This is a genomic window from Mycobacterium sp. TH-M82 (assembly GCF_057473605.1).
Window position 1 is genome coordinate 1 of sequence record NZ_JBYCKY010000524.1, and the last position, 2,795, is coordinate 2,795.

Annotated in this window: 3 protein-coding genes; 2 read left to right on the forward strand and 1 reads right to left on the reverse strand. The window is 69.1% G+C overall.

Annotation, left to right across the window (positions count from 1 at the left end):
* A partial coding sequence (locus tag AC2VON_RS16140) for an amidohydrolase family protein (protein WP_486953859.1) occupies positions 1–843 on the reverse strand: 843 nt, incomplete at its 3' end.
* Between AC2VON_RS16140 and yajC the strand changes: the two genes are divergently transcribed.
* Positions 833–1,186 (forward strand): preprotein translocase subunit YajC, encoded by a 354-nt coding sequence (gene yajC / locus AC2VON_RS16145; protein WP_486953860.1) that lies wholly within the window; start codon positions 833–835, stop codon positions 1,184–1,186. The genes AC2VON_RS16140 and yajC overlap by 11 nt on opposite strands.
* Positions 1,187–1,279: 93 nt before the next feature.
* A partial coding sequence (secD, locus tag AC2VON_RS16150) for a protein translocase subunit SecD (RefSeq protein ID WP_486953861.1) occupies positions 1,280–2,795 on the forward strand: 1,516 nt, incomplete at its 3' end.

Below are 2,795 nucleotides of genomic sequence, written 5' to 3' on the forward strand. Positions count from 1 at the left end.
CAGATCGCTCAGCGCCAGCGCCGGCGGCACCCACAGAAACACCGCCTCGGTGGCCGGCACCAGAACCCTCGCCGACGCGTCTTGATACCAGCAGTCCCCGAAGGGCCGCACCTGGTCGGCGACGTGGAACACCGGGGTGATGGCGTGATCGACGAACGCCGACCAGATCGGCTCGTGGTCGGGGTGCGACAGCGCGCGGCCGTTAACCGACCCGGCGGCGATCATGGCCAGCCTCACCCCGGCGTTGGCGAGCGACTTGAGCTGGTCCTGCAACCACAGCGGGTCACGCAATGTCAGGTGGGCGACCGGATGCAGCCGCCCCCGCCCCTCGGTCTGCACTTGTGCGCACCAACGGTTCCAGGCCGCCATGTTGGCGGTCAGCGCGGGCAGCGACGACGAAAGGCGGCGTTCCCACAGCAGACCGAAATTGGGAAAGAGCACCGCCTCGTCGAGGCCGGCCTGGTCGAGCCAACGGATCCGGGCCGCCGGTTCCCAGTACGAGGCGGGGAGCGCCTCGTCGTAGCGGTAGCAGGCAGCCTCGCCGGCCCGCTGGCGCCTGCGATGATCTCCACAGGATGCGGTGTTGCCGGGCAGGTGAACGTCGGCCAGGCTCAGGCGGGTGTCGCGCCAAGTCAGCCAGGTGTAGCCCAGCGCATCGTCGACCAGGCTCAGCGCGTCTTGGCGGGCGGGCGGGTCGATGTAGTCGGCCCACAGCGAACGGCTCTCGTAGAGGTGCTGGTCGGAGTCGATGATCCGCGACACATCTTCGGTTGTGCCACCGCCGCACCGCCGTGTCAAGGCCGGTCCGGCCGCAATGGCACACTGGTGGGCTATGGACAACATGGTCGTCTTCTTGCCGCTGCTGGTCGTTTTGGCGGCGTTCATGTTCTTCGCGTCCCGGCGGCAGAAGCGCGCGATGCAGGCCACCATCGACCTGCACGAGTCACTGCGCGTCGGGGACCGGGTACACACCACGTCCGGGCTGCGGGCCATCATCACCGACATCACCGACGACACGGTCGACCTGGAGATTTCGCCGGGCGTGGTGACGACCTGGATGAAGCTGGCGATCCGGGACAAGATCGAGCCGCAGGCCGATCCCGACGACGGGCCCGACGGTGCGGCGGAAGCCACTGCGGACGTCACGGAGGCGCTGGCCGAGGCTGACGGCCCGCCCAAGGACTGAGCGTCGCACACCGGCACGTACCCTTTGCGGGGTAGGACGGCCCGGTCGCGGCGCGGCTGCGGATCGCGCACTGAGCGGAGGAGACTCGACAACGTGGCATCGCCTTCTGCGCCGGTGCACCCTGCCCGCTACCTGTCGGTGTTCCTGGCCATGCTCATCGGCGTCTACCTGTTGGTGTTTCTGACCGGGGACAAAAAGGCCGAGCCCAAGCTCGGGATCGACCTGCAGGGTGGTACCCGGGTCACGCTGACCGCGCGCACACCCGACGGCTCCGCGCCGACCCGGGAATCGCTCAACCAGGCGCAGCAGATCATCAGTGCGCGGGTCAACGGGCTCGGGGTGTCCGGCTCGGAGGTCGTCGTCGACGGGAACAACCTGGTCATCACGGTGCCGGGCAGTGACGGCAACGAAGCCCGCACCCTGGGCCAGACCGCGCGTCTTTACATCAGGCCGGTGATCCAGGCGGTGCCGGCGCGAGAAGCGTCGGAGGGCAGCATCGGGTCGCCAGGGTCGCCGGGACTGCCGGGATTACCCGGGCTGCCGAGCGGTCCGGGGCAGCCCGGCCTGCCCGGGCTGCCGGGAGGCCCCGGGCAGCCGCTGCCCGGACCGCCGGGCGCACCCGTACCCGACCAGGGCCCGGCAGGCGCAACCGTGCCACAGCCGATGGCGCCCGCGGCGCAGCCGCGCCCGTACCCGCAGGAGCCCACCCCGGCTCCCACCCCGGAGGAACCCGGCCCGGAGGAACCCGCCCCGCCGGCGCCGGCTCCGGAGGCACCCGCCCCCGGCCAGCCGGGTCAGCAGCACAGCCTCGCCGACCGCATCGCGGCGGAAAGGAGGCTGCGCCAAAGCGACAACCGGCTGGTGCAGTCTTTCGCCCTGCAGATCCAGGCCACCCGCTGCGACCAGGACGACATCCTGGCCGGCAACGACGACCCGGACCTGCCGCTGGTGACGTGTTCAACGGACCACCAGGTGGCCTACCTGTTGGCCCCGTCGATCATCAGCGGCGACCAGATCGCCGACGCCAGCTCCGGCCTGGACCAGCGTCAGGGTGGTTACATCGTCCAGCTGCAGTTCAAAAGCGCCGCCGCCAACATCTGGGCTGACTACACCGCGGACCACATCGGCACCCAGACCGCGTTCACACTGGACTCGCAGGTGGTCAGCGCGCCGACCATCCAGGAGGCCATCCCTGGCGGCCGAACGCAGATCACCGGCGCCGCACCGGGTTTCACTGCGGAAAGCGCACGCCAGCTGGCCAACGTGTTGAAGTACGGGTCGTTGCCGCTGTCCTTCGAGTCGTCGGAAGCCGAAACCGTTTCGGCGACACTCGGTTTGACGTCGCTGCGGGCAGGCATGATCGCCGGTGCGATCGGCCTGGCGCTGGTGCTGGTGTACTCGCTGCTCTACTACCGGGTGCTGGGGGTGCTCACCGCGCTGTCGTTGGTTGCCACCTTCACGATGGTTTACGGCATCCTGGTGCTGCTGGGCAGGTATATCAACTACACCCTGGACCTGGCCGGCATCGCCGGTCTGATCATCGGCATCGGCACCACCGCCGACTCGTTTGTGGTGTTCTTCGAACGCATCAAAGACGAGATCCGCGAAG

Coding starts and splice junctions, on each gene's coding strand:
- yajC (WP_486953860.1), top strand. CDS start 833: ATGGACAACATGGTCGTCTTCTTGCCGCTGCTGGTCGTTTTGGCGGCG.